We start from the raw sequence: 19,174 nt of genomic DNA, 5'->3' as shown, positions 1-19,174 counted from the left end.
GGTCGTTCAGTTCCAGAACGGGAACGGTGCAGGCTGGATTAAAGGCACAGAACGCAGGCGCATACACGCGCGACATTAGGAGCGGTCGGACAATCATAAAGCTTCATGGCAATGCTGGGCGCGGGTGGTGAGAGGGCGGAGACTCCGACTGTTCCCGGATAGCCGTGAGCATGCGACGGCGGATCAGGCCGCTGACCGGGCGGATCAGATACCAATAGGGGGCGAAGCGACGCCTGGCCCGGTCCGTGACGCAAAACACGCGGGTTTCCGTCACCAGCCGCTGGGTGCCGTGTGGTCCCCGCTGGATGGAGAAGCCCAGAGCGAGCTTGCAGACGTCATCTTGGCGAGGGATGAGAAAAGCGCCGGTCGTAGGAATGTCGCACAATCCGTAATCCGTCCGCCAGAACGCGCCGATGAGGCCATAGACCAGGGCGGCATCGCCCCGCCGTTCCAGCACCGTGAAGTCGGTGAGGTCCAGATGCCGTTGCCGCGCATGGCCTAACAGCCGGGCGGGCATTTCGCGCAGGCAGATGGCGGCACGAACCAGCGGATCGTCCTGATTCCGCCATGCAGCCACCGCGTTCATGATGCGACTGGCCGGGGCGGAGATATCGACACTGTGTCGCTCGCTGAAATCGAAGCGCGGGATGAATTCGTCCAATAGGTTCATCATGCTTCCATTTCTCTCCGGCGAGGTGGTACATTAGCGCACTATGCCACAAGAGCATTTCGCACCGTAGTGCGGATACTGCGATGGCTTCATGGCGAAGCCAGACAGTAATTCCATAATATATTGTGAACGAAATATGATTGCAGACTTGAAAGCACGATGACTGGATTTTGGCACGTCATGCCGAAGGTCTTCAAAAAATCGGGATAGACAGAAAATGTCGGTTCGGCGACCACCTCTCGATCTGCGGGAATTGCTGTTCGTGCGTGTCATCGCGAGGGAGGGAAGTATCCACGGAGCCGCACGGGCGTTGGGAGGCAAACAATCTGCCGTAAGCCGGTCTTTGCGATTACTGGAAGAGCGACTTGGCGTCTCCCTCTTTCGACGCACGTCGAGCGGTGCCAGACTGACCCCGGCGGGAGTTGCCTTTCTGCGAGAGGCTGAGAAGCTGCTCGATGGAACTGTCGGACTGTACGAGCGCACGCGGCGTTGGAGCCGGGGCGAGACCGGCGTCATCTCCGTGGGCGTCCAGGGCAGCATCCCACCCGGCCGGATCTCGGCGATACTGGAGTCGTACAGCCGTGCGCAACCCGGTATCTCCTTCATTTATCGGGATAATGCGAAAAAAGAACTGCTCCAGGCCCTGGAACAGGAAGAGATCGACCTCGCGATAATGACGCTGCCCTTGCCCGGCAGCATGGCGGCCACGATCCCGCTCTGGAGCGATCGTGTCGTTGCGATCATGCCGGTCGAACATCCGATCGCACAGGTCGGAACCGCGTCATGGGCCGAGTTGCACGACGGAATCTTTCTGATCGGGAAGGATGATACCGGCGACGAACTGCTCGCGCTCCTGATGCGCAAGATGCGGCAGGCGGGATTTGTTCCTGTGACACGTCAGGAGGCGGTCAGAAGCCTGCGGGTCGTCGCATTGGCAGCAAATGGAAGTGGCATTGCCCTATTGCCGGATGCCTGGCTGGGCTTTCTGCCCGCTGCCATCCGGGAGCGGATCGCTGTAGTGGAAGTCATCGACGGGGACGGGTTTTCCCACTTCGCGTATGGCGCGGCCTGGCACCGTGAGCGCTGCCCACCGGCCGCGAGAACAGTCATTCGTTTTCTGGAGCAGCAGGCGGCTGCGTTTTAACGGCTGCCCGCCGTGGCCCCTGCCGGAGCTTTCGGAACGCGCGGTCGGATGTGATAAAGCCACGGATCATGTGCGGCACGAGACGGGCAGGCTCGACGGGCTGGCCGTTCTGGCTGACCAGGGCAGCATAAGTGACGAGATCGCGATGAAGGTCCGCAGGCAGGTCCACGGTGACGCGGACCGGCTTTTCGTCGGGAATTTCGGTGATGCGCAGCTTCGTCATGGAGCCGGTTCCTTTGGGTGCCAGGGGTTCAAGATCAGGTCGCGATTCAGGATAAGCATGAACGGCAGGCCCGGCCGGTCTGTCAGCGTCGGCTGAATATTCAGGCTGCGATCAATCAGCCGGTTGCCGACCATGGAAAACCCGTTGCTCGCGCCGGAGCGGATGGCCTGCATCAGGTTGTTCTCGTTCCATGACGTGCCCGCTTCGGAGCCCACGCTGAGGAGGGTCGTGACGAGCGCCGCCCTGAAGAGCTGGCCCCAATGATTGTTCACCTCGTCGGACAGGCCGGACTGGCCGATGGCGTCGCCGCCGGGCAGCTTTTCCAGGACGAGGCTTTCGCCGTTCGGATAGATCAGCCGGGTCCAGATGATCTGGGTGCGCTGCTGCCCGAAGGAAATGCCGCTGTTATAGGCCCCGAACAGGGTGCTTCCCTGCGGGATAAGCAAGGACCGTCCGGTCGGGCTGTCATAGACGTTCTGGGTGACATGCCCTACGATCTGTCCGGGCAGATCGGAACTGATCTTCGTATTGAGTGCGCCGGCAATGACGGTCCCAGCCTGGAGGATATAAGGCGAGGCGGGAGATACGATCCGATCCGGGCTGACGGTCATGCGGTCCGGCTGACCCGCCAGGAAGGCGCGATTGCCGGTCTGCTGGTCGGGGCCGGTCGGTGATGCCTGTGCTCCGGGAGCGGTGGCCATGACCGGAATCGTCTGCGCAGTCTGGCCGTCCCGCGCCTCGATCTGGGCGAAGAGCCTGCTGGTGCGGGCCGCCTCGATTTCCTGATCGCCACGGCGGTCTCCCATGCCCGAGACCGGTCCCGCGCGACCGTTCCGCTGTGCGTCGAGGATCGGCTTGCCGAGATCGCCGGGCAAAGGCGGCCCGAGTTTTGGAGTGGCGGTATAATCACTGGGGAGAGCGGCCAGCCCGTCGGCCGAAGGACGGGTGTCGGTGTCCTGTGCCCCCTGGACCGACCCCTTCTGTGTACCATTTTGCAGCGCGTAGCCCAGCGCAAGACCGATCGCGAGCATCCCCGCACCACCCAGCGTCCAGATGACGGGGCGCGAGAGCCGGACCACCGGCGGACGCTGCACGCGCAGCCGCAAATCGGGAGAGGGCGGCGGGGATGATGGTCCTGTTCCGCTTCCGCTTGTGGTGGCTCCCGTATTCCCTTCCGGGCGCTCTTCCGCGCCGCTCATGACTTCCTGCCATCCGTGCGGACGATCCGTACTCGCTGCTCGGAATGTTTATCCCCAAGCCGCAATTCGGCCGCCGCAAACAGGCGATCGACGATCATCCAGTTCTGCCTCACCCGGTAGTTCACCAGTTCCGGGCCGCCATCGGCCCCCAGCACGAACAGCGGCGGCAGTTCGCCCTGCCCGATACCGGACGGAAACGCGAGATAGACTTTGTGGCCATCGTCGAACGCCCGGCTGGGCAGCCAGGGCGGTGTTCCGCCTTTCACACTCTCGATCGCGTATCGGAAATTCAGCGCGTCGAGATTCAGCCCCGCATCCACGGGCGCCGCTTCGTCGGCGTTACTGTCCTGCCGATGCAGGGCAATCAGCTCATCCTCGGGATAGTCCCAGGAGACGGACGCCATATAGGTCGCGGGTGTCGCCCGCAGTTCGGCAAGGTAGGTCCGCCGGTCGGTATTGACGATCAGATTGGTGGTCAGGTCCGGTCGCGTCGGCTTGACCAGGATATGCACCCTTCTGGTCGTACCCGCGCCACTGGTGGTATCGCCGACAATCCAGCGCACGGTGTCCCCCACCGCGACCGGGCCAGTACCGACCAGCTTCTCGCCCTGCTGGAGCATGATGTCGGTGATCTCGCCGGGCGCGGCATAGACCTGATAGAGCGCGCCCGCGCTGTAGGGATAGACCTGCACCGCATTCACATAACCGGCCCGCGTCGGCTGGATGCGGGCGGCAAGATTGGCCTGGGTCACGCGCACGGTAGGGTCAGCCGCCTCGGGCACGACATGGGCACGCCGCAAGGGTGGAAGCGGCTTGAGTTGACCCGGCAGGGGAAGCAGCCGCGGGACTTCCACCACCCGCACAGGCTTCGGCGGATCAGGCAGGAGCATGGCCTGGGCCGCGTCGTCATATCGTATGACGGGTGGATGGTACTGTTGCGCGCAACCCGCCAGGGGCAGGGTCAGCAACGGCAAAGCACGAAGAGCACGACGGATCATTGGCCAAGCTCCTTCGACCAGTTAATGGCGGAGACGTAGATTCCGAGCGGGTTTTTCCGCAGATGATCCGCGTCGCGCGGGGTGCGCAGAACAACCGAGACGATGGCGGTCCAGCGTTCGGTGCCGGTGAACGCGCCGTCACGGTAATGGCGCTCCGTCCAGGCCACCCGGAAACTTCCGGGAGAGGCCCGGATCACCGAGGCGATGTCCACCTCGACCTGCTCGTGCCCGATCCGCGAAAACGGATCATTCAGGCGGGCATAATCATTGAGGGCCACAGCGCCGGACGTGGTGGTGAAATCATAGGCGCGCAGCCAGTTCTGCCGGACAACCACGGCATCCGAAGACAGGGACCGCACGTCATGGACGAACTGCGCCAGATACCAGGCGATCTGCGGATCGGCGGGCATGTAGCCGGACGTGGCCGGGGCAACGACCTGCGCCTGCCCCAGCCGGTCCACCTGCACGACCCACGGCGTGATGGTGCCGCGCGCGGACTGCCAGACCAGCCCGCCCCCGAGACCGGCGGACAGGAACAGGGAGCCAAAGGCCATGAGACGCCAGTTGCGGGCTTGCACGCGGGCCGAGCCGATGCGCTCATCCCAGATCTGCGCTGCCTTCTGGTATGGGGTGACGGGCTCGGGCGTGGTCCCGTAGCGTGTTGTGGAGCGACGGAACATCATTCTTTCTCCGAGAGATCGATGGACGTGGACCCGCCCCCGCCATCGGCGGAGCGGATGATATGGGCGGCCTCGGCGGCATGGGTGGCGGCGTTGCGGCGCTTCATGTTCCGCGCCCAGCGGGGCGGCTTGCCGTCGGAGCCGTCGCCGCTATCGGGGTCGCCTCCCGAGGGGCCGCCACCAGGGTTACCGCTACCGGCAGGCCCGGTACCGGGATCACCTCCGCCGCCGGACGGGCCTGAAGACCCACCGTCACCCGATGGCCTATCGCCTTCTCCGGCGCCGCCCATCGCACCGGCGGCCCAGCGTCCGCCAGCAGAGTAGCTTTCCTTCAACGAGGATGTTGCCGCGCCGACCTTGCTCTTCACGGCGTTCATCGCAGCACCCCCAGCGGCGCGACCGACATTGCCAGCCGCCGATGCCATGCCCGCCGCACCAGTCTGTCCGGCCGCCCCCATGGAGTAGGCTGTCGTGGCGGCACCTGCGACGGCAGCCCCTCCGCGCGCTGCCGCTGCCGTCGCACCGAGGGCCGCCGCTCCGCCAGACGCCACGGCGGCGGGCGCGGCAACAGCCGCAGCCCCCATCGCGCCCACCGCCATCGCGGTTCCCGCTGCTGCCCCGGCACCAAGCTGCGGGGCACCGGAAATCAGCCCATTGGCGAGCGAGCCGCCGAAAATGGCGAGACCCACGATGCAGAGTGACGCCAGCACGACGGACAGCGCCTGGCCGATGGTGGGCGCACTATCACCGTAGGACGTCGTGAACTGCCTGAAGAGCACGGAAGCTATGGCGGAAATAACCGCCAGCACCATGATCTTCACGCCGGACGACACGACATTGCCCAGTACCTTCTCGGCGAGGAACGCCGTGCGGTTGAACAGGGCAAACGGGATCAGCACGAAGCCCGCGAGTGAGGTCAGCTTGAACTCGACGATCGCCACGAAGAGCTGCACCGCGAGGATGAAGAAGGCCGCCAGCACGATGAACCAGCACAGGAGCAGGACGAGGATCTGCACGATGCTGGCCAGCGCACCGAAGGAAAACGCCAGTTTACTCGCCGCATCCAGCAGCGGCTGCGCGGCATCGAGCCCGGTCGCCGCCAGTCGGCCGGGATGCATGAAATCCCCAAGCGCCAGCGTGCCGCCCCCGGCTTTGAGCCCGAGGGCCGCGAAACTGTTGAAAACGATCCCCGACAGGCCGCTGAAATGGTCAATGACGAAGGCAAAGAAGCCGATATACAGCGTCCTCTTCACCAGACGCTGGATGATGTCCTCATCGGCGGCCCAAGCCCAGAACAGGCCGGCCAGCACGATGTCCAGCACCGAGAGCGAGCCGGCCAGCGACACCACACTTCCCTTCACCAGACCGAAACCGCTGTCGATCGTAGTCTCGAAGGTATTCAGGAAACCGTCGATGATGCCGACATTGTCGCTCGCCATTGCTCAATATCCAGAACTTGGGATGGCGACGGCCTGGGGAACATAGGCGTCATACTGCGAAAAATGCTGATATTGGGCTTCCGCCCCTGCCTCGTTCGCCGCCTGTCGCGCCCGTTCGAGGTCCGCAGCCCGGCCATTGGCGGCCAGTTCCGCCTGGATGTCGAACAGTTGCCGGGATTGCAGGGCCATAAGCTGGTTGCCGGCCTGCGCGGCCTGCAACGCCCCGGTTGACGTCTGGCTGGCCGAAACCAGTTGCGTCATGGCCGAACTGTCGCTCGGGATGTTTCCTACCACCCGCGCCTGAAGCTTCAGGGCGTCCTCGAACCCACCCACAGAATTCTGCCAGCGTGTCTGTGCCTGGCTGAACAGGGCACCGTCGGACATGCCAGAGGACACGGACGTGTACGCCTGCTGGTACTGCTGCTCGACGGACTGGACGCTGTAGGCAATATTCTGCGCCTGCGCGAGCAACGCTGTGGTTTGGGAAATCGTCGATTGCAGCGTCGACAGTGTCGAAAGTGGTAGGCTCGCCAGATTGCGACCTTGGTTGACCAGCATCTGCGCCTGATTGGCCAGTGACGTGATCTGGTTGTCGATCTGCTGGAGCGTGCGGGCCGCGATCAGCACGTTCTGGACGTGGTTGGCGCCGTCATAGACCGCCCATTGGGCATGGGCTGACACGACTGGCATGACAAAAGCCAGAGCAGCGCCGAAGACCACGGCACATCCGGGGCGGAAATCTTTTGCCCGAATACGGAAAGGTTCTTCCGTCATGGCATCGCTCCTTCCCGAAGAAGATCGGCCGCCCACATGACGCCACGCGCCTCGAACCAGGCTGGGAGAAAGCCGGCCCGCCCATGTTCCACCAGCATCGCGTCGATCAGCCGGTGGTCGTCCTTGCCGGAGGCGGCGCACAGGGCGAGTGCCACCGGCCCGAGCCCCAGTTCGAAGAGGCGATTTCCCCGCTGGGTCTGGCAGTAATATTCCCGCTTCGACGCCGCGCGGGCGATAATGGCGATCTGTCGGTCGTTCAGCCCAAAATCGCGGTAGATGGCCGCGATCTGCGGCTCAATGGCCCGTTCATTGGGCAGGAAGATCCGCGTCGGGCAACTTTCCACCACAGCCGGGGCAATGCGGGAATTGGCGATGTCCGACAGGGACTGGGTGGCGAAAATCACCGACGCATTCTTCTTGCGCAGGGTTTTCAGCCACTCCCGAAGCTGGCCAGCAAAGTCCCCGTCATCCAGAACCAGCCAGCCCTCATCAATGACCAGCAGGGTCGGACGGCCATCCAGCCGTCCTTCGATCCGATGAAACAGGTAGGACAACACGGACGATGCCGCCCCGGACCCGATCAGCCCTTCCGTTTCAAACACCACGACATCGGCGTCACCCAGCCGCTCGGTGTCCGCATCCAGCAGGCGGCCATAGGGACCACCCAGGCAATATGCCGCCATTGCCTGCTTCAGGGCGTTGGACTGGAGAAGTGCTACCATACCTGACAGGGTCCGCTCCTGAACGGGCGACGACGCCAGGGAGTTCAGCGCCGACCAGAGGTGAGACTTCACCTCGGGGGTCAGCGTTACCCCTTCACCGACAAGGATCTGCCCCAGCCATTCCGTGGCCCATTTGCGCTCGTCGGGATCGTCAATCCTTGCCAGCGGCTGAAGGGAGACGGCGGAATGCCCATCGCCCTCGTCCGTCAGCCCGCCTCCAAGATCGTGCCAGTCCCCGTCCATCGCCATCGTCGCCGCACGCATGGACCCGCCGAAATCGAAGGCGAAAATCTGCGATCCCGCATAACGCCGAAACTGGAGCGCCATCAGCGCCAGCAGCACGGATTTGCCCGCCCCTGTTGGTCCTGCGATCAGCGTGTGGCCAACATCGCCGACATGAAGGCTGAACCGGAATGGTGTGGCGCCCGCCGTCCTGCCGTAGAACAGCGGTGCTGCCTTGAAATGCCCGTCCTGCTCCGGCCCTGCCCAGACGGCCGACAGCGGAATCATATGCGCCAGATTCAGCGTCGAGACCGGGGGCTGACGAACATTGGCGTAGACATGGCCGGGCAGCGAACCCAGCCATGCCTCCACCGCGTTGAGGCTTTCCGTCATGCAGGTGAAATCGCGGCCCTGGATGATCTTCTCAACCAGCCGAAGCTTTTCGGCCGCGATGGAGGCGGAACCGTCCCAGACCGTGATGGTCGCGGTAAGATACGCCTGTCCGACATCGTCGGCACCGAGGGACTGCAAGGCCAAGTCAGCATCGGCAGCCTTATTGGCAGCGTCGTTGTCCACGAGAACGGATGCCTCGTTGGTCATCACCTCCCGGACAATGGCTGCGATGCTCTTACGCTTTGCAAACCACTGCCGGCGGATCTTCGTCAGCACCTTGGTGGCGTCGGTCTTGTCGAGCAGGATGGCACGGGTTGACCAGCGATAGGGCATCGCCAGCCGGTTCAGGTCATCCAGGATTCCGGGAAAGGTCCGCGACGGGAAACCGGTGATCGTCAGCGTTTTCAGGAAGGCATCGCCGAGTTTCGGCTCCAACCCGCCCGAAAGCGGCTGATCGACCAGCAGCGCGTCAAGATGCATCGGGATTTCCGGCACCCGGACACGCTGGTTCCGCGTCGAAATGGTCGAATGTAAATAGGTCAGCGTTTCACCGTCATTGAGCCAGGTGGCCTCGGGCATGAAACCGTCCAGCAACGCCAGCATCCGGTCGGAGCGATCCACGAACGCATGGAGTATGCCGTGTGGGTCCGGCCCTTCGCGCTCCCTGCCCTCGAACAGGAACCGGGCAGCCCGGTCGGACGATTCCGCCGGTGGCAGCCAGACCAGGGTCAGGAAATACCGGCTCTCGAAATGCGCGCCCTCATCCTCGAACTGCTCACGCCGTTCCAGATCGACCATGTGCGAGGCGGCATCCGGGAAATCGCTCTCGGGATAGAGTGTGGCCGGGACGCGCTGCGCCTCGACGAACACCGCCCATCCGGAGCCCAGACGGCGGAGATTACTGTTGAGCCGTGCGGTGACACCGACCAGTTCGGCAGGCGTGGCGCTATCCATATCGGGACCACGGATGCGCGCCGTGCGCTGGAAGCTGCCGTCCTTGTTCAGGACGACGCCTTTCTCCACGAGCGCGGCCCATGGGAGAAAATCCGACAGGAGGGCGGCGCGATTGCGATATTCGCCAAGGGACATCATCGCCCTGCCCTCCCTACGCCCGCAGCCAGGCGGGGTAACGGAGATGTCGCCGCCCGACCTCGATGAACAGCGGATCACGCTTCGCCCCCCAGACCGCGAGCCCGTGGCCCACGATCCAGAATGCGGCTCCGATCAGCCAGAGCCGCAGGCCCAGCGCGATCGCGGCGGCCAGCGTGCCATTGGCGATGGCGACGGCACGGGGCGCACCACCCAGCAGGATGGGATCGGTCAGCGAGCGATGCACCGGGACATGGAACCCCGGCAACGCGTCATCGTCATATCCCGCCATCAGATCAGTGCTCCGCCGGAGAACGAGAAGAACGACAGGAAGAACGAGCTGGCGGCGAAAGCGATGGACAGGCCGAAGACGATCTGGATCAGGCGGCGGAACCCACCCGATGTTTCCCCGAACGCCAGGGTCAGACCCGTGACCGTGATGATGATCACCGAGATGATCTTGGCGACCGGTCCCTGCACGGATTCCAGAATCTGGTTGAGCGGCTCCTCCCACGGCATGTCGGAGCCCGACGCCAGGGCCGAGGAGCACCATGCGATGGACAGCAGCAGCATGGTGGAGAGGACAGGCGCGTGCCGACGCACACGGAACAGCGTGAGGTTCATTTCTAATCTCCATCGGTATCGATTGAATGAATGCGATAGGCACCAGTGCCGGGATCAATCCCGTCCACGGTGGCGAGTTCGGACAGGCGACGGGCCGTCCCGCGTCCAGACAGGACAGCGATCACGTCAATGGTTTCCGCGATCATGGCGCGTGGCACCGTGACCACCGCTTCCTGGATCAGTTGTTCCAGACGATACAGGGCAGCCAGCACCGATCCGGCGTGCAGCGTGCCGATACCGCCCGGATGGCCAGTACCCCATGCCTTGACCAGATCAAGGGCCTCGGCCCCACGTACCTCACCGATGGGGATACGGTCGGGACGCAGGCGGAGACCGGACCGGACGAGATCCGACAGGGTGATGACGCCCTCACGGGTGCGCAGGGCGATGAGATTGGGCGCCGTGCATTGCAGTTCGCGCGTGTCCTCGATCAGCACGATGCGATCGCCGGTTTTCGCAACCTCGGCCAGGAGGGCATTGACCAGCGTGGTCTTGCCCGTCGATGTGCCGCCCGCGACCAGAATGTTCCTCCGTTCCGTGACAGCGCGGCGCAGGAATGCCGCCTCGTCCGTTGTCATGATCGCGGCCTCGACATAGTCGTCGAGGGTGAACACGGCGACAGCGGGCTTGCGGATCGCGAAACTTGGGGCGGTCACAACGGGCGGCAGCAATCCCTCAAACCGTTCGCCAGTCGGCAATTCCGCCGATACGCGCGGGGCTGCCTCATGCACCTCCGCCCCGACATGGTGTGCGACCAGGCGGACGATGCGCTCGGCATCGGCTGGTGCAATCACATCACCCGTATCAGCCAGCCCCTCAGACAGACGGTCGACCCACAGCCGCCCATCGGGGTTGAGCATCAGCTCGACCACAGCCGCATCGGCAAGGTGCCCGGCGATCGCAGGCCCCATCGCCGTACGCAGCATGGAAATGCTCCGTACCCTTGCCCCTTGGTTGATGGCGGAAACCGACATGATCTTCCCCGGTATAAGCCGAGCGCGATGGGCGCACGGCGACGGGGATCATTAGGAAAGGCAGGAAACGGGGCGGTTCAACAAGAATTCAGGCGTCGTAGAAACGCAGCGAGACGGAGGGCAAAAATACTTGCGGGGTGCGAAAATTACGACTCCGGATCATCCTGTGCGGCGGGGTCCGAAACGTCCTCCGGAATTTCCTGCTGGAGTCGTGGTCCCTGAGCCAGCCTGCGGCCGAGGGCCGCGACGAAATTATCGTAGCGCGCTCCGGCTTGTGCCCGCGCTGCCTTGGCGGCCGGTTCGGGAAGTGGCGGGGTCGTGGTCAGCCAAAAGCGGATGAACAGCGCCAGGGTCTCCACCGTGATGCCAATATCACGCTCCAGCCGCGCGAGGCGCCGGTCCTGCCGGTCGAGACGCTTCGATGTGGCAGCCTCGCGGCGCTCCTCGCCATCGGGCGAAAGGAAGGAGGCGACAGCGGCCTCGACGATCAGCGACATCGGCTGCGCGCGTCGCGCGGCATAGGCGGACAGAGTCTTCATCACCTCGGGATCGAGATAGACGGAGATCTGGGCCTTCTTTTTCGGCATTGCCATTGCGGCCTCACAACTCAAGCTCATCGCCACGGTCGAGCGACGCCTGCCGGGCGACACCGCGCATGAGATCATTCATCCGGTTGTTGCGGGGCGCGATGTCGTCGAATTCATCGACCGGATCGGGCGTGAACTCGTTCTCCATCGGCTCCTTTTTCTCGACAGTGCCTTCGTCCAGTTCGGGCTGATGGCGCCGGGCGGACTGCTTCGGGTCTTCTTCCTCGTCCTCCACTGTCCGCGTTTCGGCCGCCGCATCGGGTGCCGGCGGCCTGGGTGGGAGGGGGCGGCGGCTCCAGTCGTCCGGGCACCCGTCCTTCGGGGGCGTAGGCTTTGGCGGTGGCAGAATGCGTTCCTGGAAGCGCGCATCCTCGAAGTAACGGGCCTTCTTCGCACGGATCGGATACAGCCCGGAGACCATGACGATCTCGTCCGCTGGCGGGAGCTGCATGACTTCTCCCGCCGTCAGCAGCGGGCGTGCCGTCTCCGAGCGCGAAACCATCAGATGGCCCAGCCAAGGCGAAAGACGGTGGCCCGCGTAGTTCTTCATCGCCTTCATCTCGGTGGCGGTTCCGAGCGCGTCGGAGACACGTTTGGCCGTCCGTTCGTCGTTGGTGGCGAAGCTCACGCGGACATGGCAGTTGTCGAGGATCGAATTGTTCGGCCCGTAGGCCCGCTCGATCTGGTTGAGGGACTGGGCGATCAGGAAGCTCTTGATCCGGTAGCCCGCCATGAAGGCCAGCGCCGATTCAAAGAAATCCAGACGCCCGAGGGCCGGGAATTCGTCGAGCATCAGCAGCACACGCCGCCGCCGCGCCGCAGCATCAAGATCTTCTGTCAGCCTCCGGCCGATCTGGTTCAGCACCAGACGGATCAGCGGCTTGGTGCGGCTGATGTCAGACGGTGGCACGGTAAGGTAGAGCGTCACCGGGCGATCGGCGCCGACGATGTCGGCGATCCGCCATTCGCAGCGCCGCGTCACCTCCGCGACCACCGGGTCGCGATAGAGGCCGAGGAAGGACATGGCTGTGGACAACACGCCCGAGCGCTCGTTGGGGGACTTGTTCAGCAGTTCGCGCGCGGCCGAGGCCACGACGGGATGCGGGCCGGCATCGCCAAGATGCTTCGTCCGCATCATCGCTGACAGCGTGGTGGCGATCGGGCGCTTCGGGTCCGACAGGAAATTGGCGACACCGGCCAGAGTCTTGTCGGGCTCGGCATAGAGGACATGCAGGATGGCGCCGACGAGAAGGGAGTGCGAAGTCTTCTCCCAGTGGTTGCGCTTCTCCAGGCTGCCTTCCGGGTCTACGAGGATATCGGCGACGTTCTGGGCATCACGGACTTCCCACTCCCCGCGCCGAATCTCCAGCAAAGGATTATAGGCGGACGAGGCTGCGTTGGTGGGATCGAACAACACGACACGTCCGAAACGGGCGCGGAATCCCGCCGTCAGCTCCCAGTTCTCACCCTTGATGTCGTGGACGATGGCCGAACCGGGCCAGGTCAGGAGCGTGGGGATGACCATGCCGACACCCTTGCCGCTGCGCGTTGGTGCGAAGGTCAGGACGTGCTCTGGCCCGTCATGCCGCAGGTACTCTTGACGATAGCGGCCTAGTACCACGCCGTCGGGGTCAAGTAGGCCGGCCTGGGCGATCTCCTTGGCGTCAGCCCAACGGGCCGAGCCATATGTCTCGATCCGCTTCGCCTCGCGCGCGCGCCAGACCGATAGCCCGATCGCAGTGACCGCAGCCAGGATGCCGCCCGACGCGGCGATATAGGCACCCCGTGCGAAGACCTCCGGCGCATAGGCGTCATACGCATACCACCACCAGAAGAACGCGGGCGGAAAGTAGAATGGGAACCGCAGGATTACGAACCAGGGTCGCCCGAGTTCAGCCTGGAAGGCCAGCTTCCAAGCGATCCATTCGGTCGCAGTCCACATGGTCAGCAGGACGATCGCCAAGACGACGATGATCTGCCCCCAAAGAATCTTGGTGCCCGACATCGGGAGCCCTCCCTTTTAGAGGAGGAAGGAACGGCGGATTCCTGCGTTCAAGTGCTTTTAAGCGTTGTTCGCAGCCGGGCAAACCAGAGCGAAAAAATACTTGCGCTGTGCGGACAAGGTCCGCCCAGCCGATCCTGGGACACACCGGTAGCAGGCGATTCGGAGATAGGGCTGAGCTTCAAAATTACGGTGACGGCAATGACAATGAGGAATGGACGATCGGCAGCGCAGCCTGCATCGGATGGAAAATATGTTAAAAAGAATAGGAATTATTGGAAATATAGAGACATGGAATTTCTTTTTAGAAGAATGGCAGAGTATAGGAACTTCTGAATACAGTGTTGGTCAAAGCAGAGAATGCTACGACTTCATTAATCAATACTCGCTTCATCTCCAAACTTTTTGCCGAGTTGACGGATATGCATCGCGAAGGTGCAGCGCGCACGCGCGCTTACGTAAGGGTGACATGGGGATATCCCATGTGCTATCCTGAAATCAGCGTGTCGAAACGCTTTTTTGCAACTGGGCGGCCTCCTATGTCGGGTGGCCTGCCGAATAGAACACCCGGACCTACGGTCCTGCGGTGAACAGCTTTGGCTGTTCTCAGCAGGGGAATAGGCAGGAGGTGGCTACGCCCAGTGCAAAACACCTTTCGACCCGCCCGACGCCAGGCGGGTACGGGGAGTCACGCCCTCAATTCGCTTCCGTCGTCGTCATGTCGTGCGAGACGGAGAGCGGATTTGGCGATAGAAAACGATGACGAAACTTCCGATAAGTGTTCTGCGTCAGACATGGCAGACGCCTTGATCCGATCCTTCGGATGGAGTGGAGCGCGGAACAAAGCGCATACGCATGTCTTGCGATGTGTTGACGCGGGTCAGAGCGACAGCGCGCAATTCTGGATGAATGTACGAAATATCGTGGATCACCTCATGACGTTGGGGCCGCAGGACCGTGACTTAATTCACTGATCGGTCATGGAAGGTATTCGGAGATGGACATCGAGTCTGAGGACCAGATCGTCAAATTCTGGATAAAACAGCATTTTCGTGCGCGGTTTGGTAGCATTATCAATGAGCCCGTTCCTGATGCACTTCTAGGTCTTCTTCGTGAATCGAACGAGTGTACAGACTTTGAAATTCCTGATGATCGGCCGCATCCTAACCGACCGACATCCACCGCACAGGAAGGTTAGTGTGGGATGCAAACGCCATGGTTGGCGGCAACGGTGAAATGAAGTAGTCACAAAAGGCTCGTATGTCCTCTGAATTCAGCGCTTCCGAAACAGGCTAGCATAAAGGGTTGGTAGAACAAGCAAAGTGAGCAGGGTCGATGTCACAAGACCTCCAATCACAACAGTCGCAAGCGGCCGCTCGACCTCCGCGCCCATGCTTCCCGAAAACGCCATCGGGAAGAAGCCCAGACTAGCGACGCTTGCGGTCGCGATGACAGGCCGGAATCGGGCGCGTGCTGCCTCGAATGCCGCCGTTGCCGCATCAATGCCGGCTTCCTGAAGCGCGCGGATCTGACTTACAAGAACGACGCCATTGAGAATGGCCACACCAAACAGCGCAATGAAACCGATGCTGGCAGCAATACTAAACGGCAACCCACGCAAGGTCAGTGCGAAAATTCCTCCCGTCGCTGCTATAGGGAGATTGATGAATACCAGGGAGGCCGCCCTGAATGATCCTAATGCTGCAATCAGGAGCGCAAATATCAACAAGAGAGCGATGGGTAGAACCAGACCCAGACGTTGCATTGCCGATTTCAGGTTCTCGAACTGTCCGGCCCATTCAAGACGATAGCCTGACGGGAGTCTGACCTTCTCCGCAACCGCTTTTTGCGCCGCTGCGACAAAGGAACTGACGTCCCGCCCCCGGACATTGGCCTGAACAATGACGCGCCTATGAATACGGTCCCGATCAATCCGGGAAGGGCCGTCTATCACCTGTAGTTTCGCAATATCCGACAGCAAGACCCACCCTTGTCCGTCCAACCTGCGCACGGGCAGATTTCCGATCATCGAAACTGACAGGGTCGAAGTCGGATCAAGGCGGATCTGAGTTGGTATGATCGCGTTGCCCACAACAACAGGTTTTCCGATCAATCCACCGATAGCCGTGATCTGGGCAAGAGCGTCGGACACGGCCACCCCACGTCTGGCTGCGGCATCCCGATTGATGTCGATATGCATGAAGGGCACTGTTCCGTCGCCCTGTGGGGCAACATCCGCAGCCCCCGGAACCGCCGCCACGGCTGAGGTCACTTCATCGGCCAGTTTCGCCAGTTCCTCCAAGTCATCGCCATAAACGGAGATAGCTATTTGAGTGCGAACACCTGAGAGCAATTCATCCATTCGCATCTGGATCGGCTGTGACCATTCGTAATTGGCACTGGGGAGCTTCGCCTTGAGGGTGTCGGCCATCGCCTGAACCAACTGATCCTGGGTCCGCCCGGTCTTCCACTGCGAGAGGGGCTTCAGAATGATGAAACTGTCTGACTCGTTGGGGCCCATAGGATCTGTCGGAACAGCCGGTGTGCCAATATTTGTTACCACCGTCTGAACTTCAGGGAACGAACGGATGATTCGTTCCTGTTTCCCGATTTCATCAATGACGGTAGGCAGTGAGGCGCTCGGCCAGCGCGTGACCGTTGTCGTCAGGGAGCCTTCTTCCAGCGTCGGTATAAACTCCCCACCCAACCGCGTGGCCAGGCCAACCGAAACGAGGAACACAGAGATCGTGACGATGATCACTGTCCTGCTATGCTTTTCGCTCCAGGCCAGCATCGGCTCGTAATAGCGTCGCACAAACTGCACGAACCTCGTCTCCTGGTGAGACTTCGGATCACGCAGGAGTACTGCTGCAAGGACGGGGATGCAAATGAAGCAGTAAATCAGTGATGCCAGCAACGCCATGGCGACGGTCTGCGCCATGGGGCGGAACATCTTGCCCTCGATATCTTCCAGAGTGAGGATCGGCAGGTAGACCATAATGATCACGAAAATCGAAAATGTCACCGGCCTGACGACAGACTTCGCCGCTTCAATAGCTGTGTCCCGCATGGAACGCTTTGTGCCTTCAGCCTCCCTCAACGTCATGAAGTGCTCGACGACAACGAGAGAGCTGTCGACAATCATACCGAAATCAATTGCGCCGAGGCTCAGCAGGTTGGCCGAGACCCCGAAAACCCTCATGCCGATGAAGGCTGACAACAGCGCGGCGGGGATGGCGGAGGCAATGACCAGCGACGCGCGCCAGTCACCCAGAACCACGATAAGAACGACAAGCACCAGAGCCGCGCCGATCAGGAGATTTTCCTTGACGGTGGAAATGGTTTCTCCCGTTAGCGTCGAGCGCATATAGTAGGGGTCAAGCGTCACGCCGGCTGGCAACAACTTCTGGATACCAGGAAGTGCTTTGCGGATATTTGCAATAACGGCATTCGAGCTTGCTCCGTCCTGCATCATTACCGCGCCCCGGACGATCTCTCCGTTTCCGTCCCGGGTCGCCGCGCCGAGGCGCGTCCGCGGACCCAGTGCGATACTCCCCACGTCCTGGACCCGGATGACATGCCCGTTCCGGCCGATTCTGACCGGGATCAGACCGAAATCATTCAGGTCGCCGACCAGGGCACGGCCAACAATCACCTGCTGCTCGGCCTGGTGGGCAATCCAGCCACCACCAGCCGAGGCGTTATTACGGTCAACTGCCTGATAGACGTCTGTCACCGTGACTCCGTAGGTACGCAGCCGAAGCGGGTCGAGCGTGACCTGAAAGGTCTGTTCCGCGCCACCATTGATATTGACCTCGGCCACGCCCGCTAGAAGTCTCAGTTCAGGCGCGACCGTCCAGTGCATGATGCGGTTGAGGTCCATGAGCGAATAGCCAGGTCCGCGGATCTGGAACTGCATGATCTCGCCCATGCCGGTCGTCCGCGGCCCCATCTGAACGCTGACACCCGGAACGGCGACACTCTCACGAGCGGCCGGCAGACGTTCGGCGACACGTGCGCGGTCCAAGTCGATGTCTGTCGCATCGTCGAATTGTAGATAGACCGCAGATACACCCGTCCTTGATACCGAGCGCAAATCAATGAGACCCGGAAGAGCAGTCAGACTGGTCTCGACCGGAAAGGTAATCAACTTTTCGACTTCCTCGGTCGCAAGCCCGGGAGCAGTAACCGTCACCATGACCTGGCGGGGTGAAATGTCGGGAACAGGCTCGACAGGAAGCCCTTCGACACAGGCCAGTCCGGTTATCAGGAGGGCAAAAATCAGACCGAAAACAAAAAAGCGTTGCTTCTGGAAGAATTCAAAGAGCATTTTCAGTCTCCATCGAGACCGGACAGAAGCGCCATCGCCTTGAGCGTAAAGCTCCCCTTTGCGACGATAGTGTCATCAGGCTTGAGATCTCCGGACACCACGCTCTGCTCTGGCCCTTCGAGGAGCACACGAACGGGAACAGGTTGAAACGTATCGGCGCCGGTCTGCCGGTACACCACCATATGCCCGTCGACATTCTGCGGGGCGGCGGACGGCACGATCAGACCGCTGGCCTGCTCCTGCGCAGGAAGCCAGGCATTGAGCTGGGTGCCGGGCCGGAATCTCCGACGCGGATCCGAAAATGTCGCGACAACCTTCACCAGCCCAGTTTCGGGATCGGCAGTACCTTCAATGGTCTGAACCTTTGCCATCGCGGCTTGCGCGGGATCGGCTCCCACGGGCATGAACGTCATCTCAGTGCCAATTGAAATGTCTGATGCATCTTCGGGGCGGACGTTAGCCACGACCCATACGGTTTCCAGACTCGTAATCCTGATTACGACGTCTGTGGGCGAAATATCATTATCGACAGCCGTACCGACCTGTTCGACCATGCCATCAACCGGCGCGATCAGGACCGAATTTTCGAAGTCCACGATCCGTTCCGTTGGCGAGGTGAATTCTTCCTCAAGACGATGGGTCAGGGTTTTGACCGCAGCGTCCTGAAAGTGGACAGCGTTCTGCGCCTCGTGCATCACGGCAAGGCGACGCGACACTTCGCCCGCGGAGACTGTGGCCCCGGCCAATGACTTACCACGACGGTACGCCAGTGCAGTATCAGCGAGGTTGGCCTGGGCGCTGGCCAGACTAGCTTTCGCCTGGGCAAGCTGGAGATCGACGACATGCAATGAGTGATCAATATAGGAGACGAGCGTCTGGCCGACGGTGACTTGCTGGCCGGGCAGGACGTAGACCGCGCGGACTTTGCCATCGCCTGCCGGCCGTATGGACACGGAACGCGCGATGTTCTCCGTTACACTCGCCATCGCCTGAATTCGGGGTCTTACGGAGCCTTTTTTAACCTTGACGGTTTCAAGACCCTCGGCCTGCCGGGCTTCTGCATCCATGGTCACGGTCTGCTGCCACCCCTCTGTTTCTTCCGCC

Annotated in this window: 16 protein-coding genes; 1 reads left to right on the top strand and 15 read right to left on the bottom strand. The window is 61.9% G+C overall.

Annotation, left to right across the window (positions count from 1 at the left end):
• Window positions 1-103: 103 nt before the first annotated feature.
• Entirely contained in the window at window positions 104-673 is a 570-nt protein-coding gene (locus EDC31_RS07255; protein WP_010667187.1) for a hypothetical protein, read from the bottom strand.
• 214 nt (window positions 674-887) lie between these two features.
• Between EDC31_RS07255 and EDC31_RS07250 the strand changes: the two genes are divergently transcribed.
• A complete protein-coding gene (locus EDC31_RS07250; RefSeq protein WP_010667186.1) occupies window positions 888-1,814 on the top strand; it encodes a LysR family transcriptional regulator in 927 nt (308 codons plus the stop codon).
• On the opposite strand, the gene EDC31_RS07245 is transcribed toward EDC31_RS07250, so the two are convergent.
• The 14 genes from EDC31_RS07245 to EDC31_RS07175 all read right to left on the bottom strand — a co-directional run bounded on the left by EDC31_RS07245 (window position 1,777) and on the right by EDC31_RS07175 (window position 19,137).
• Window positions 1,777-2,037 carry a DUF2274 domain-containing protein gene (locus EDC31_RS07245; protein ID WP_010667185.1) on the bottom strand — a complete coding sequence of 87 codons (261 nt, stop codon included), beginning with the start codon at window positions 2,035-2,037 and terminating at the stop codon, window positions 1,777-1,779. The genes EDC31_RS07250 and EDC31_RS07245 overlap by 38 nt on opposite strands.
• Window positions 2,034-3,236: a TrbI/VirB10 family protein gene (locus EDC31_RS07240; RefSeq protein ID WP_010667184.1), complete on the bottom strand. Its 1,203-nt coding sequence runs from the start codon at window positions 3,234-3,236 to the stop codon at window positions 2,034-2,036. Before EDC31_RS07240 ends, EDC31_RS07245 begins: the two co-directional genes overlap by 4 nt.
• Window positions 3,233-4,234, bottom strand: a complete 1,002-nt coding sequence (gene trbG / locus EDC31_RS07235) for a P-type conjugative transfer protein TrbG (protein ID WP_018308105.1) — start codon at window positions 4,232-4,234, stop codon at window positions 3,233-3,235. Before trbG ends, EDC31_RS07240 begins: the two co-directional genes overlap by 4 nt.
• On the bottom strand, window positions 4,231-4,914 hold the full coding sequence (gene trbF / locus EDC31_RS07230) for a conjugal transfer protein TrbF (protein WP_018308106.1): 684 nt from the start codon (window positions 4,912-4,914) through the stop codon (window positions 4,231-4,233). The genes trbG and trbF overlap by 4 nt, the downstream gene beginning before the upstream one ends.
• Window positions 4,914-6,353, bottom strand: coding sequence for a P-type conjugative transfer protein TrbL (gene trbL / locus EDC31_RS07225; RefSeq protein WP_018308107.1), 1,440 nt, complete (start codon window positions 6,351-6,353; stop codon window positions 4,914-4,916). Before trbL ends, trbF begins: the two co-directional genes overlap by 1 nt.
• 3 nt (window positions 6,354-6,356) lie before the next feature.
• Window positions 6,357-7,127 (bottom strand): P-type conjugative transfer protein TrbJ, encoded by a 771-nt coding sequence (trbJ, locus tag EDC31_RS07220; RefSeq protein ID WP_010667262.1) that lies wholly within the window; start codon window positions 7,125-7,127, stop codon window positions 6,357-6,359.
• A complete protein-coding gene (gene trbE, locus EDC31_RS07215; protein ID WP_010667263.1) occupies window positions 7,124-9,556 on the bottom strand; it encodes a conjugal transfer protein TrbE in 2,433 nt (810 codons plus the stop codon). Before trbE ends, trbJ begins: the two co-directional genes overlap by 4 nt.
• Before the next feature lie 13 nt (window positions 9,557-9,569).
• On the bottom strand, window positions 9,570-9,845 hold the full coding sequence (locus EDC31_RS07210; protein ID WP_010667264.1) for a VirB3 family type IV secretion system protein: 276 nt from the start codon (window positions 9,843-9,845) through the stop codon (window positions 9,570-9,572).
• Window positions 9,845-10,177 (bottom strand): TrbC/VirB2 family protein, encoded by a 333-nt coding sequence (locus EDC31_RS07205; protein ID WP_018308108.1) that lies wholly within the window; start codon window positions 10,175-10,177, stop codon window positions 9,845-9,847. The genes EDC31_RS07210 and EDC31_RS07205 overlap by 1 nt, the downstream gene beginning before the upstream one ends.
• Window positions 10,178-10,179: 2 nt before the next feature.
• Window positions 10,180-11,103 (bottom strand): P-type conjugative transfer ATPase TrbB, encoded by a 924-nt coding sequence (gene trbB / locus EDC31_RS07200; protein ID WP_018308109.1) that lies wholly within the window; start codon window positions 11,101-11,103, stop codon window positions 10,180-10,182.
• Window positions 11,104-11,297: 194 nt separating this feature from the next.
• Complete coding sequence (locus EDC31_RS07195; RefSeq protein ID WP_026200111.1) at window positions 11,298-11,744, bottom strand: hypothetical protein; 447 nt, start codon at window positions 11,742-11,744, stop codon at window positions 11,298-11,300.
• A gap of 7 nt (window positions 11,745-11,751) precedes the next feature.
• Window positions 11,752-13,743, bottom strand: coding sequence for a conjugal transfer protein TraG (locus EDC31_RS07190; RefSeq protein ID WP_010666656.1), 1,992 nt, complete (start codon window positions 13,741-13,743; stop codon window positions 11,752-11,754).
• Window positions 13,744-15,013: 1,270 nt separating this feature from the next.
• Entirely contained in the window at window positions 15,014-18,070 is a 3,057-nt protein-coding gene (locus EDC31_RS07180; protein ID WP_042060139.1) for an efflux RND transporter permease subunit, read from the bottom strand.
• A 2-nt stretch (window positions 18,071-18,072) separates the two neighbouring features.
• Window positions 18,073-19,137: an efflux RND transporter periplasmic adaptor subunit gene (locus tag EDC31_RS07175; protein ID WP_231867349.1), complete on the bottom strand. Its 1,065-nt coding sequence runs from the start codon at window positions 19,135-19,137 to the stop codon at window positions 18,073-18,075.
• Window positions 19,138-19,174 lie beyond the last annotated feature (37 nt).

This window comes from Acidomonas methanolica, assembly GCF_004346035.1.
In the GTDB taxonomy this organism is placed as follows: domain Bacteria; phylum Pseudomonadota; class Alphaproteobacteria; order Acetobacterales; family Acetobacteraceae; genus Acidomonas; species Acidomonas methanolica.
Note: the sequence above shows the minus strand (reverse complement) of the source record. Positions and strands in the feature narration are given on the sequence as shown.